This window comes from Stenotrophomonas sp. SAU14A_NAIMI4_8, from assembly GCF_003086695.1.
Lineage (GTDB): Bacteria > Pseudomonadota > Gammaproteobacteria > Xanthomonadales > Xanthomonadaceae > Stenotrophomonas.
Genome location: NZ_CP025999.1, coordinates 4,076,390 through 4,088,904, shown reverse-complemented (window position 1 = coordinate 4,088,904; position 12,515 = coordinate 4,076,390). Strand labels below are relative to the sequence as shown.

The 12,515-nt window shown below is 68.5% G+C and carries 12 protein-coding genes; 5 read left to right on the top strand and 7 right to left on the bottom strand.

Going from position 1 to position 12,515, the window contains the following annotated elements:
• Positions 1–35: 35 nt before the first annotated feature.
• Genes C1930_RS18350 through C1930_RS18340 form a run of 3 tightly spaced genes read right to left on the bottom strand, consistent with a single transcriptional unit; the run spans position 36 to position 4,810 of the window.
• Positions 36–2,249: a hybrid sensor histidine kinase/response regulator gene (locus C1930_RS18350; protein WP_108757371.1), complete on the bottom strand. Its 2,214-nt coding sequence runs from the start codon at positions 2,247–2,249 to the stop codon at positions 36–38.
• Complete coding sequence (locus C1930_RS18345; RefSeq protein WP_108757370.1) at positions 2,250–4,148, bottom strand: EAL domain-containing protein; 1,899 nt, start codon at positions 4,146–4,148, stop codon at positions 2,250–2,252.
• A gap of 44 nt (positions 4,149–4,192) precedes the next feature.
• Positions 4,193–4,810, bottom strand: a complete 618-nt coding sequence (locus tag C1930_RS18340; protein ID WP_108757369.1) for a DUF4126 domain-containing protein — start codon at positions 4,808–4,810, stop codon at positions 4,193–4,195.
• A 178-nt stretch (positions 4,811–4,988) separates the two neighbouring features.
• Between C1930_RS18340 and C1930_RS18335 the strand changes: the two genes are divergently transcribed.
• The 5 genes from C1930_RS18335 (at position 4,989) to ampE (ending at position 8,599) form a co-directional block, all read left to right on the top strand.
• Positions 4,989–5,732: a DUF6776 family protein gene (locus C1930_RS18335; protein WP_108757368.1), complete on the top strand. Its 744-nt coding sequence runs from the start codon at positions 4,989–4,991 to the stop codon at positions 5,730–5,732.
• A gap of 4 nt (positions 5,733–5,736) precedes the next feature.
• Positions 5,737–6,204, top strand: coding sequence for a polymer-forming cytoskeletal protein (locus C1930_RS18330; protein WP_108757367.1), 468 nt, complete (start codon positions 5,737–5,739; stop codon positions 6,202–6,204).
• Positions 6,205–6,235: 31 nt separating this feature from the next.
• The gene (erpA, locus tag C1930_RS18325) at positions 6,236–6,628 is read left to right on the top strand and encodes an iron-sulfur cluster insertion protein ErpA (RefSeq protein WP_108747525.1); all 393 of its coding nucleotides are present in this window, start codon (positions 6,236–6,238) and stop codon (positions 6,626–6,628) included.
• Between the two features lie 66 nt (positions 6,629–6,694).
• Positions 6,695–7,600 (top strand): NAD(+) diphosphatase, encoded by a 906-nt coding sequence (gene nudC / locus C1930_RS18320; protein WP_108757366.1) that lies wholly within the window; start codon positions 6,695–6,697, stop codon positions 7,598–7,600.
• A 111-nt stretch (positions 7,601–7,711) separates the two neighbouring features.
• The gene (gene ampE / locus C1930_RS18315) at positions 7,712–8,599 is read left to right on the top strand and encodes a regulatory signaling modulator protein AmpE (RefSeq protein ID WP_108757365.1); all 888 of its coding nucleotides are present in this window, start codon (positions 7,712–7,714) and stop codon (positions 8,597–8,599) included.
• Between the two features lie 526 nt (positions 8,600–9,125).
• Here ampE and C1930_RS18310 read toward each other — a convergent pair.
• The 4 genes from C1930_RS18310 to C1930_RS18295 form a co-directional block, all read right to left on the bottom strand.
• Positions 9,126–9,551 (bottom strand): DUF2752 domain-containing protein, encoded by a 426-nt coding sequence (locus tag C1930_RS18310; protein ID WP_108757364.1) that lies wholly within the window; start codon positions 9,549–9,551, stop codon positions 9,126–9,128.
• A 43-nt stretch (positions 9,552–9,594) separates the two neighbouring features.
• The gene (locus C1930_RS18305; RefSeq protein WP_108751076.1) at positions 9,595–9,867 is read right to left on the bottom strand and encodes a CD225/dispanin family protein; all 273 of its coding nucleotides are present in this window, start codon (positions 9,865–9,867) and stop codon (positions 9,595–9,597) included.
• Between the two features lie 32 nt (positions 9,868–9,899).
• Positions 9,900–10,187: a CD225/dispanin family protein gene (locus C1930_RS18300; RefSeq protein ID WP_108751075.1), complete on the bottom strand. Its 288-nt coding sequence runs from the start codon at positions 10,185–10,187 to the stop codon at positions 9,900–9,902.
• Between the two features lie 175 nt (positions 10,188–10,362).
• A complete protein-coding gene (locus tag C1930_RS18295) occupies positions 10,363–12,252 on the bottom strand; it encodes an MFS transporter (protein ID WP_108757363.1) in 1,890 nt (629 codons plus the stop codon).
• Positions 12,253–12,515: the final 263 nt, after the last annotated feature.

Below are 12,515 nucleotides of genomic sequence, written 5' to 3'. Positions count from 1 at the left end.
GGGCCACGGCAGTCGAGCAAGCTCGACTCTACCGGTTACCGTTGCTGCCCCAGGTAGCCGGTCAGCGCCACGCGCGCACGGGCGAATTCGGCCACCAGCAGCGCCACCGCCACGGCGGGGCGCTGCAGCGTGCCGCCGCGGGCTTCGCGCTCGATGCGCGTGGCCACGGCCGACAGCGACAGCGCACCCACATTCGCGCTGGATGATTTGAGGCTGTGCGACAGTGCCTGCAGGCGCTCGATGTCTTCGCCCTGTGCGGCCTGCTGCAACTGCTGCACCAGCAGCGGCGCATCTTCCAGGAATACGGCCACGATCTGCAGCGCGGCCGGACCGATCACGCTCTGCAGTTCTTCCAGCACGCTGCGGTCGAGCACCGGCTGCGGCTGAGTGTCTTTGTCGGGCGCTGGTAGAGTCGAGCTTGCTCGACTGTCGCCATGCTTATCGCAGTCGAGCAAGCTCGACTCTACGGGGGGCGGGCAGTCGAGCAAGCTCGACTCTACCGGGGCGGGTGCGCCGCCCCAGCGCTGCAGCAGCGTGTGCAGGGCTTCGCGGTCGATCGGCTTGGACAGGTAATCATCCATGCCCGCCTGCAGGCAGCGCTCGCGATCGCCGGCCATGGCGTTGGCGGTCATCGCGATGATCGGCAGGCGGGCCTGGCCGGTCTGCGCTTCTTCATGCCGCCAGTGGCGGGTGGCGCTGTAGCCGTCCAGCACCGGCATCTGGCAATCCATCAGCACCACGTCGATGCCACCGGCGCGCATGGCCGCCAGCGCCTGTTCGCCGTCGGCCGCATTGCGTACCTGGCACTGGAAGACCTTCAGCAGCTGCTCGGCCACCATGCGGTTCACCGCGTTGTCTTCCACCAGCAGTACCTGCAGCCCCAGCGCAGGCAGCGTGGGCAGCGGCGCGCCGGCGTCGGCCGCCAGCAGCGGGGCGGGCCGCGCACTGGCCATGGGCGCGCCCAGCAGGGTGTGCAGGGCGGCGTCGGTGAAGGCGGCGGGCAGCTGCTGCTGGCGCGGCCGCGCGGGCGCGGCGTCATCCTGCAGCCACAGCACCTGCAGCGCGTCGTCGTCGCCGCGCTCGGCCAGGGCCCGTTGCAGCGTGGCCTCGCCCTGGCGGCGCTGGCGTGCATCCACCAGCAGCCATGCCGGCGCCGGCTGGCCGGGCCGCGGCGCACTTCGCAGGCGCTGCACCAGTGCCTCCAGATCGGACAGCGCCTGCGCCTGCAGGCCGTGGTGCACGGCAATGCGTTCCACCCGGGCCTGCAGCAGCGGGTCGGCGCTGTACAGCAGCAGCGCGGCCGGGCCGCGGGTCGATGCCGGCAGGTCGCCGGGCACCTTCAACAGCGGGATCTCGAACCAGAACGTGGCGCCATGGCCGGGCGTGGACTGCACGCCGATCTGGCCGTGCATCAGGTCGATGATGCGCTTGCAGATGGCCAGGCCCAGGCCGGTGCCGCCATACAGGCGGGTGGTCGACGCATCGGCCTGGCTGAAGGACTGGAACAGACGCGCCTGCAGCGCCTGGTCGATGCCGATGCCGGTATCGATCACGTCAAACCGCAGCTGGTGCTGGGCCGGGCCTTCGCCCAGCCGCTGCACGCGCAGCTGCACGTGGCCGCGCGCGGTGAACTTGATGGCATTGGCCAGCAGGTTGCTGAGCACCTGGCGCAGCCGCACCGGATCGCCACGCACCGACAGGCGCACCGCTGGGTCCAGCTGCAGGCTTACGGAAAGCCCCTTCGATTCGGCGGCGCGCTGCATCAGCTGCACCACGCCATCGAGCAGTTCGCGCAGATTGAACGTGGTGATTTCCAGTTCCAGCGCCTGCGCTTCCAGCCGCGAGTAATCCAGGATGTCATCGACGATGCGCAGCAGCTGCTGCGAACTGGCCGATGCGGTGGCCAGCATCTGCCGCTGGTCCTCGCCCAGCGGCCCACGCGCGATCAGTTCCAGCATCGGCAGGATGCCGTTGAGCGGGGTGCGGATTTCGTGGCTCATGGTGGCCAGGAATTCACCCTTGGCCAGCACCGCGGCTTCGGCGGCCTGCTTGGCCTGCAGCAGCTGGTGTTCCAGCTGCCCCTGGCGTTCGGTGGTGCGCCGCAGCTGGTCGCGTTCGCTGGCCAGCACGGTGCGTTCGCGCTGGCTGGCAGCCAGTTGCCGGCCGCGCGCCCGCAGGCGCAGGCCCAGCACTGCCAGAGCCACGGCGGCCAGGCACAGCGCCGCCAGCAGCGCGACCGTCAGCGGCACTCAGAGCACCGCGTTCTGGAAGTCGAAGTTCAGGTCGCTGCCGGCCGACTGCACCATGTTGCCCTGGATGTAATCGACACCGCCCACCCACATGGCCGCCGCGGCCTGCGGGTCTTCGATCTGCTGGCCGATGATCTGCAGGCCAGCGGCATGCGCCTGTTCGATCGCACGGCGCAGTTCCTCGCGCGTGCCCGGGTTGGAATGGCTGCTGGAAAAACGCGCGGCCATGCGCACGAAGGCCAGCGGCAGCTGGGTCAGCAGGGCATCGGCTTCGCTGCCGGGTTCGAACTGGCTCAGGCAGAAGCGCACGCCGGCGCTGGCCATGCGCTGGCAGAACTGCTGCAGCGGCACCGTGTGGATGAGCGCATCGGGCAGGCGCACGTCGATCACCAGCGCACTGCCCGGCAGGTCGCGCTGCTGCAGCGATTCCAGCAGCCAATCGGCGAAGGCATCGCGCTGCAGGGTGCGCAGCGACTGCGAGACGAACAGGTTCAACGGGTGGGTGGCGTGGCGGTATAGATCCAGCAGGCCCATGGCATGTTCCAGCACCTGCTGGTCCAGGTCGGCAATGCGCCCGGCCGCTTCGGCAGCGGGAATCACCTGGCCGGCAGTCAGCACGGTGCCGTCTTCCTGGCGCAGGCGCAGCAGCAGCTGGTACTGCGCACTGCCGCCACCGGCCACCGCCACGATCGGCTGGTAGGCCAGTTCCAGCTGGCCTTCCAGCAGCGCCAGGTGCTCTTCCTCGTTCACCGTGGGGCGGTGCACGTGGCCGGCCACGCCGGAGCTGAGCAGTCGCGCCTGCAGGGTGGTGCGTTCCACCGCTTCCAGTGCGCTGGTGGCATCGTCGAAGCCGGGCGACAGCGGCGCATAGCCGACCACGCCGCGCAGATGCACCGATTCGTCGTCGCGGATCACGAAGGCGCGCGCGGACAGCTGTTCGCGCAGGTTGGCGGCCAGGGTTTCCAGATGGTCTTCGTGGGCATCGCGGGCCAGCAGCAGGAAGCTGTTGTCGTTCAGGCGCGCCAGCAGGTGCGGATGGCCCGCTTCGGCCAGGCGCTGCCCGGCCTGCACCATCAGCCGTTCGAATGCGGCGTAGCCGTAGCGTTCGCGCAGGCCAAGCGCGCTGGAAATCTCGATGAAGAACACGCCGCCATGGCCGTGGTGGGCCAGGCTGGCGCTCAGCTGCTGCAGCACGTGGTGGCGGGTGGGCAGGCCGGTTTCCGGGTTGCTGGTGGCCGGTGCACCGTTGGCGCCGGGCAGGGTGGCGGCCTGCGCACGGGCGCGGCGGATGCGGTTGGCCACGGCAGCAATCAGGTGGCGCGGCCGGATCGGCTTGCTCAGGTAGTCGTCGGCGCCGCAGTCCAGCACTTCGAACTGACGTTCCGGGTCCGGATCGCCGCTGAGGAACACGATCGGCAGCAGCTGCATGCCCGGCTGCTGGCGGATCATCGCGGTCAGCCGCATGCCATCCACGCCCGGCAGGTGCAGGTCCATCAGGATCAGGTCGGGGCGCTGTTCGCGGATCGCCTGCGGTACGGCATCCGGGTCGCCCAGCACCACCGCCTGCATGCCGGCGCCGTGCAGCACGCTCTGTGCGAACAGGGCCTGCGCGCGGTCGTCTTCGACGATCAGCACGCGATATGGCGAATCGGCCGGGGGCGGTGCGGCGTCGCTGTTGCCGGCTTCGCCCTGCGGCGGCGGGAACGGCAGCGGCGGCGGTGCCGGCAGCTCGCTGCCAGCGGCGTGTTCGGTAGTGGCCTGCACCAGGCTCAGGGGCGCCGGAGCGGCCACCGCCACGGCAGGCGCGGCGTCGGGCGTGGCCCAGCGCTGCCAGTGGTCGGCAGGTGGGGTTTCAGCGCGTCCTTGGCGGGCGCCCGCGGGAAATTCATTTGCGGCCATGGGGGCTCCTGATGTTCACGGCCATTATGCGGCAAGGCCAGCCGTCATCCTGCGCGGGCGGGCCCGCTGCCGGCGCTGCCGCCAGCACGGGCAAGCCAGCGCACGCCGTTCCACAGCGTGCGCCACACCAGCCACACCAGCAGGGCACCGGCCAGGCTGCAGGCCAGCGCCACGATCAACGCGATCCACGGGTGGGCCAGGGCAAGCGCGAGGCCGCCGATCACCACGGTGTCTTCGGCGGCCGAGGCAATCCAGTTGCTGGCCGGTTCCGGCGAGGTGTTCAACAGGGCGCGGGTGCCGGCCTTCAGGCCATGGCTGGCCAGGGCCACGCCGGCGCCGGCCACCAGCGCACCGGTGCCCAGATCGCCGTCGGGCGACAGCGTGGCGGCGGCCAGGAAGGCGCCCGCCGGCACACGGGCCAGGGTCTGCAGCAGGTCCCAGATCGAATCGACGCCGGGGATCTTGTCGGCGACGAATTCGGCCGCGGCCAGCGCCGCCGAGGTGCCCAGCACCCACCATGATTCGGTGGCCTGCAGCGCAGGGGGCAGGTCCACCCAGCCCAGCAGGCCGGCCAGGCCAACGCCAAACACGGTGAGGTAGACGCGGATGCCGGCCAGCCAGGCCAGCAGGATGCCGATCACGAACAGGTGGGCTTCGGTCATGGCGGACTCCGGCGGCGGAACTGTGCGGGGTGCCACACTATCGGCGATGGCGTGCCTGAACACCACTGGCCGCTGGCGGCCGCCCCCGGGGAAACCCGCCGTTCCTGACTTACACTAGCCCGTCGTTTGCCACAGGGGCCGTGACGGTGTTGCCAATGCGATGCCCCGGAGACTACCCATGAACAACCGCCCTCCCATGCGTGTGCAGGTTCGCCTGCCGGGTGCATCACAACCGCCGCTCGATCGCCGTCGCCTGCTGATACTGGCCGGTATCTGGCTGCTGAGCCTGGTGCTGGCCGTGCTGGGTGGCTGCTGGCTGGGCGCGCCGCGCGATGCCCAGGGCCAGCGCCTGCAGGCCGCCGAAAAGCGCGCCGAGACCCTGCAGGCCCAGTTGACCGAGGTGCGCCAGAAGCAGGCCACCCTGGAAGCGTCGGACCGGATCAGTCGCGCGGCCAACACCGAGGTGCAGTCGTCGCTGGCCGAGCGCGATGAAGAGATCGCCGGGCTGCGCGCCGACGTGGCGTTCTACGAGCGCCTGGTGGGTTCCACCAGCCAGCGCAAGGGCCTGAACACCCATTCCATCGAGTTCAGCCCGGAATCGGCCGGCACCTGGCAGTACACCGCCGTGCTGACCCAGAACCTCAACCGTGGCGCGATCAGCCAGGGGCAGATGCGCTTCACGGTGGAAGGTGTGAAGAACGGCAAGCTGGCCACGATCAGCTGGGATGAGCTGCACCAGCGCAACAAGGTACCGGGGCAGGATTACTCGTTCCGGTACTTCCAGCAGCTCAGCGGCAGCGTCATGCTGCCGACAGACTTCACCCCGCAACGCGTGCGGGTGACATTGGGTGGGGGTGCGGGGGGCACGACCCAGGTATTTGACTGGAAACAGGCCGGTGCACCGGCCAGCAATGGGGAGTAGGCAGATGTTCGGAAACAGCAAGTCGAGCCGTGATGGCCAGCTGGTGGTGGATGCCCTGATCGGCAACCAGGTGGTGATCCGTGGTGATGTGGAATTCAGTGGGGGCCTGTATGTGGAAGGCCGCATCCACGGCAAGGTGATCGCCCAGGAAGGCGCCAGCGGTGCCACCCTGACGGTGGCCGAGCATGGCGTGATCGAAGGGGAGATCCGCGCCCAGGTGGTGGTCATCAGCGGCCGCATGGATGGCGACGTGCATGCCACCGAGAAGGTGGAACTGACCCCCAGCGCCCGGGTGAACGGCAACGTGCATTACCAGGTGGTGGAAATGAACGCCGGCGCGCAGCTGAACGGCCGCCTGATCCACGCCAGCAGCCCGGTTGCCGCGCTGCCCGCCCCGGAAGGCGAGGAGACCGCCGGCAAGGGCAAGGGCGGCGATGCCGCGCGTCGCAAGCTGGCCGAGGCCATGGCTTGAAAGCCACGCCCGGCGCCCCCATGCTGGGGCCATGAGCACGCTAGTTTCCCTGCCCGGCGCCACGCCGGCCGCCGCTCCCGACTACCAGTCGCTGGAGCGGCCGCTGAACTTCACCGAATCCGCTGCGGCCAAGGTGAAGGAACTGATCCAGGACGAGGGCAACCCCGACCTGGCCCTGCGCGTGTACATCGAAGGCGGTGGCTGTTCCGGCTTCCAGTACGGCTTCGAGTTCGACGAGAACCGCGCCGAGGATGATCTGGCGGTACAGACCAGCGGGGTTACCCTGCTGGTCGATCCGCTCAGCCTGCAGTACCTGATGGGCGCCGAGGTGGATTACACCGAGAGCCTGACCGGTGCGCAGTTCGTGATCCGCAACCCGAACGCGAAGACCACCTGCGGCTGCGGCAGCAGCTTCAGCATGTAACCACCGGCACGCGCGGCGGGTAACGCCGACCTTGCCACCTGCGGCGAATGGCGGCAGGCTTGTGGAATGCTTACGACTCCTTCGCCGCTTTCCGGTTTCGCCTTCGTGGACGAACCGCTGGAGCGCGCCGATGCCCTGCGCGCCGATGCCGATGCACTGGCGCGCCTGTGGCCGGATGCGCGCATTCTTGTGCTGGACCAGGACGGCACGGCCTTCACCGATGAGGATGACCAGCCCCTGGCGCTGACCGGCGCCGCACTGGGCGGCGGGCCGGGTGCGGCGATCTTCCTTGGCCTGCGCGAGGGCCAGGCGTGGTTCGGCGTGGATGCCGCGCAGGTCAGCGTGACCGCGCCGCGGCGGCTGGACCTGCGACAGGCGGCGTTGTTGTGGACGGTGGCCGATGCCACGGCCTTCAGCTACGCGCGCGGCATGTCGTACTGGCAGTCGCGCACGCGCTTCTGCGGTGTCTGCGGCAGTGCGGTGGCCTTCGCCCGCGGTGGCTTCGTCGGCCGTTGCCCGCAGTGCGCCACCGAACACTACCCACGGGTGGACCCGGCGGTGATCGTGGCCGTGGAAAACCAGGGCCGGCTGCTGCTGGGTCGGCAGGCCAACTGGGCGCCGCGCCGCTATTCGGTGCTGGCCGGGTTCGTCGAGCCGGGCGAAACGTTTGAACAGACCGTGGCCCGTGAAGTGCACGAGGAGAGCAAGGTGCGCGTGATCGCCGCGCAGTACCTGGGCTCGCAACCGTGGCCGTTCCCCGGCGCGCTGATGGTTGGCTTCCGCGCGCAGGCGCACGACGATGTGCCCACCGTGGATGGCGAGCTGGAGGATGCGCGCTGGTTCACGGTCGATGAAGTGGGCGCGGCACTGGCGCGCGACGTGGAAGACGACGGCCAGGGCATCCGTCTTTCGCCGCCGATCTCGATCTCGCGTGGCCTGATCGAACACTGGTACCGACAGCAGCGCGGCTGAGCATTGCCGCCACCTGAACACGCGACGGGTTACAGTGGAATCCGTCGCTGAAGGCGCGGCTGCGGCAGGTAAGGTAGCGGCGCCGAACGCTTGTTCATCGGGAGACCCGCCATGTTCACCACCCTGGTTGCCGTGCTGGTGGCGCTGGCCCTGGGCCATGTTGCCCCGGCCGCTGCCGCTTCACTGCGCCGTTTCGAGGGTTTCCGGCGCTGGCTGGGCTGGTTGGACGCGCATGGCGGGCGGGCCTGGCAGGGGCCGGTCGGGGTGGTGGTGGCATTGCTGCCGCCGCTGCTGCTGATGGGGCTGCTGGTGTGGCTGCTGAGCGGGGTGCTGTTCGGGCTGCCCGCGCTGTTGCTGGGCGTGGCGGTGCTGGCCTGGTGCTGGGGCCCGCGCGATCTGGACCGTGATGTTGAAGCGGTGATCGATGCCGACGAGGCCAGTGCCCGCCAGGCGGCGGTGCGGCACCTGCAGGCCGCTGGTGGCAGCCTGCGCGAGGATGTTCCGTCGCTGGTGGAAGCGACCGTGTTGAATGCACTGCGGCGCTGGTTCGCGGTGCTGTTCTGGTTCCTGTTGCTGGGCCCGGTCGGGGCGTTGGCCTACCGACTGTTGGCGCTGATGGCCGAGAGCCCGATGCGGGCGCGGGTGCCGGTGGAACCGCTGGCCTTGGCGCAGCGCGTGCTGTCGTGGATTGAGTGGCCGGTGGCCCAACTGATGGCGTTTTCGATGGCGCTGGTGGGCAACTTCGATACCGCGTGGAAGGCCTGGCGGCAGGCCCATGGCGAGCGGCTGGCCGGCGGCATCGGTTTCCTGGGCGCGGTTGCGCGAGCCAGCGTGAACGCAGAGCTGCGCGAGGACGCGCACGATTACACCGAAGCGGGGCTGTTGCCGGTGTGGCAGCGGCTGCCGGACCTGCGCGATGCGATGAGTCTGGTGTGGCGCATGCTGCTGCTGTGGCTGGCGGTGCTGGCCCTGCTGGTGATTGCCGGCTGGGTAACGTAGGTGTTCGGGCAGGGCTTGCAGCCCTGCACCCGCTAACGTCAACGGCAACGGCAACGTCAAAAACGGGATTTCTGAGGGATGGCGGGGCGGTGTGGGTGGGCAGGAGCGGCTGTGGGTATCGACGACTGTTCGAACGCCCGGCTGTTGGTAGGTGTCGACCTTGGTCGACACAGTAGATCCACGCCATGCGTGGATACCGAGCGCAGCGACCCGCTGTGGCTTTTGATCTTCTTTGCAGCCGTTGGTAGGTGTCGACCTTGGTCGACACAGTAGATCCACGCCATGCGTGGATACCGAGCGCAGCGACCCGCTGTGGCTTTTGATCTTCTTTTCTTTTCCGTGGTGGACGCGCACGGAAACTGTCCGTGGCCGGGTGCGATGGGCTTGCGGGGGTATCCGCGCCATGGATGGCGCGGCTAAGCCCCCATGGATGGGTTTACGGCGTCCCCCGCAAGCCCATCGCATCCGGCCAACCTCATGATCGCCAAACGCCCCACCACGAGGGGCTGCGCCGTTGGCTTGAACCCTAGACCGGGGCCAGGGCGGTGAAGGGGGCCCAGGGCAGGTTGCGCAGCAGCGCGTAGCCCGGCAGCAGCCATAGCCAGAACATCGGGTTGGCCAGCACCCGCATCAGCGGGTCCAGCACGCGTGGACGGATGCCGGCGCTGTTGAGCAGCATCAGGAACAGGAACGGCAGGCTGATGACCAGCAGCGGATTCATCGCCATCGCGCCGGGCAGGTCGAAGTGGACCAGCGAGTACAGGCAGCGCGTGCTGCCGCAGCCGGGGCAGTACAGCCCGGTCAGTGCATACAGCGGGCAGCCGGGCAGTGGATTGCCCGAGACATAGGGATTGACGTGGCGCAGCACCACGGCGGCACCCGCGGCCAGGCCGGAAGCGGCCAGCAGTGGGGCCCAGCGGGCCAGTCGGGAACGTGCGGGAAGGACGGACATGCGACAACGGGATCCGGCGCGGAGCCGGATCCCGCAGGGTGCATCAGTAGCTGCTGCCGCCGCCCATCACGCCGACCACGGCGATCAGGATGCCGTACAGGATACCGACCACGACAGCGGCGATGGCCGACCAGATGGCCCACTTCTTGGCCTTTTCCGACGACTCACGGGCACCGGCGATGTCGCCAGCGGCCAGCTTGCCGTTGACCTGGGCGGCGTAGACGATCGACACGATGCCGGCCGGCAGGCAGCAGAACAGGGTCGACAGGATGGCCCAGACCAGATTGTTGGGGACCTGCGGGGTGGTGGTGTTCATGGTTCAAGCTCCTCGATGGGTGGTGGTGTGAATCAAAGGTCGGAAAGAGCGCCCAGCGCGGCCAAGCCGCCGAACAGCCCGAACCACAACAGCAACAGGACCGGCAGTGCGACGGCCGAAGCCACCGCCCACCAGCCCGCCTTGCGCGACGCACTGAAGGCCCCCGGCAGATCACCGGCCGCGCGGCGGCCGTCCACCTGGGACGCATAGACAATCGACACCACCCCCAGCGGCAGGCAGCAGAACAGCGTGGTCACGATCGCCCAGACCAGATGGTTGGGGATGTACACCGGACGCTCGATAGGTGGCGGTTGATTCAAAGCAAGACTCCATTCCTTGGCGGTCGGTCTGTCGCGGACAGGCCGAACCTCCCCCCTGTGGGTGCGTAATCTACCGCAACGCGGGCTTCATGTATGCGTTTACATGCCCGCCAAGGGGGGCTCGGCGGGTGTCCAGTCGACGTAACGGGGCACGCTGCGCCCCGTGTCAGCTGCGTCAGGCGTTGTCGCCGCGCAGGCTTCGCACCTGCGTTTCCAGCGCGGCCGCATCGGTACGCTGGCCGTCCACGGCGGGTGCGGCGACCACTTCCACGGTGGCGCGGAAGCGGCGCGGAACGCGCATGCGGCCCAGGCGGGTATCGCGCCGGCTCCACATGCTCGACCACATGCCGCGCAGGGCCATGGGCACCACCGGCACCGGCCTGCGCTCCAGGATCTTCTCCACGCCCGATTTGAACGGCGCCATCTCGCCATCGCGGGTCAGTGCGCCTTCGGGGAAGATGCAGACCAGTTCGCCCTCGGCCAACGCGGCATCCACTTCGTCGAACGCGCGCTGCATCAAGGCCGGGTCTTCGCGTGCGCCGGCAATCGGGATCGCCTTGGCGGTGCGGAAGATCCAACGCATCACCGGGATGTTGAAGATGCGGTAGTACATGACGAAGCGCACCGGGCGCGGAATCGTCGCCGACAGGATCAGCGCATCCATGTAGCTGACATGGTTGCAGACCAGCAGCGCGGCGCCTTCGTCGGGCACGTTGGCTTCAATGCCATGCGGGCGCAGCCGGTACAGCGTGCGCACCATCACCCAGCTCAGGAAGCGCATCAGGAATTCGGGGACGATGGTGAAGATGTAGATCGCCACCACGGCATTGGCGATGGCCAGTGCCAGGAACAACTGCGGGATGGTCCAGTGCAGCCATTCGCGCGCGGCCAGTGAAATCAGGGCGGCGCCGACGATGAAACCGGAATTCTGGATGTTCAGTGCGGCGAACACGCGCGACATCTGCGCCTTCGGGGTGCGGCTCTGGATGAGCGCGAACAGCGGCACCACGAACACGCCGGTGAACAGGCCGATACCGACAAGATCGACGACGATGCGCACGCTGCCGGCCTGCTGCAGGAAGGCCAGGATGCCCATGCCGTGCACCGTGGCCTCGCCCGGGCGGGCGAAGTACAGATCGAGCAGGAAGGCGGTCATGCCGAAGGCGCCCAGCGGCACCAGGCCGATTTCAACGGTGCGCGCGGACAGCTTTTCGCACAGCAGCGAGCCGACGCCGGTGCCGACCGAGAACAGGGCCAGCGCGAACAGGTACAGCTTCGGTTCGCCGCCCAGGTTGGCCAGTGCGTAGTTGGGCAGCTGCGAGGTCAGCACGGTGCCGACGAACCAGAACCAGGACACGCCCAGGATCGCGTTGCGCACCGCCTTCTGCTGCCGTGCCATGCGCAGCACGACCAACGATTCCGGCAACGGGTTCCAGTTGATCTTCAGGTCCGGGTCGCCGGCATCGACCTTGGGGATCATGCGTGCGGCGATGTTGCCGCATACCGCCAGCGCGATGACCGCCGTGGCCGCCACGATCGGACCCTGGCTGCCGGCCAGCAGGAACACCGCGCCGCCCAGGATCATGCCCGACAGGATCGAGATGGAGGTGCCCATCTCCACCAGGCCATTGCCGCCGGTCAGCTCTTCGGGCTTCAGCACGGCCGGCAGCACCGAGTACTTCACCGGGCCGAACAGGGTGGACTGCATGCCGGTGCAGAACAGTGCCACCAGCAGGAACGGCAGGCTTTCGGTCAGGAAGCCGACCGCCGCCATCGACATGATCACGATCTCCATGGTGGTGGTGATCACGATCAGGCGCGATTTTTCCAGTTTGTCGGCGATCTGGCCGGCAAGGGCTGAAAACAGGAAGTAGGGCAGGATGAAGATGGCCGGCGCCAGCGTGGTGTAGAGCGAACGCTGCTCTTCCGATACGCCCAGGTAGAACAGCAGGCCGATGATCGCTTGCCGGTAGACGTTGTCGTTGAAGGCACCGAGCGCCTGCACGATGAAGAACGGCAGGAAGCGGCGCTGGCGCAGCAGGGCGAACTGGTTGTGGCCGGACATGGAACCTCCTTGGACCGCCGCAGCCTAGCATTCCTGCCTGCACGGCGGGTGCGGGGCGGCGGGACACGCAGTGGTGGCGCTCCATCCGAACGATGCCTGGCACCGGGCCGGACGATGCCGCGATGCTGCCGCGATGGCGGACCGAACGATGCTGTGATGCTGCGCGATGCCCGGGTCGAACGATGCCGCGATGATGCGCGATGCCCGGGCCGAACGATGCCGCGATGCTGCGCGATGTCGGGACGAATGATGCCGCGATGCTG